A 402-nucleotide genomic window follows, 5' to 3' on the forward strand; every position below is an offset into this window, starting at 1 on the left:
GGATGCAACAGGCAGTGATTTTGTTTTGCGTACGGACCTGAAAAATGCCGATAAAATTAATGTGACTGAAAAAGCCACTGGTTCAGATAACAGCCTGAACGTCAGCTTTATGAATAATCCTGCTCAGGGACAGGCCCTGAATATTCCTCTGGTCACGGCACCGGCGGGAACTTCAGCAGAGATGTTTAAGGCCGGCACCCGGGTGACAGGTTTCAGTCGGGTGACCCCAACCCTGCATGTTGATACCAGTGGTGGCAATACGAAGTGGATACTGGATGGTTTTAAAGCGGAGGCTGATAAAGCCGCTGCCGCGAAGGCTGACAGTTTCATGAATGCCGGGTATAAAAACTTCATGACGGAAGTTAACAATCTGAACAAACGTATGGGTGACCTGCGTGACAC

The 402-nt window shown here is 49.3% G+C and carries 1 protein-coding gene; it reads left to right on the top strand.

Going from position 1 to position 402, the window contains the following annotated elements:
- A partial coding sequence (locus I6F35_RS39700) for an autotransporter outer membrane beta-barrel domain-containing protein (RefSeq protein WP_225122979.1) occupies positions 1–402 on the top strand: 402 nt, incomplete at both ends.

It is taken from the genome of Bradyrhizobium sp. BRP22 (genome assembly GCF_020194175.1).
Taxonomy (GTDB): domain Bacteria; phylum Pseudomonadota; class Alphaproteobacteria; order Rhizobiales; family Xanthobacteraceae; genus Bradyrhizobium.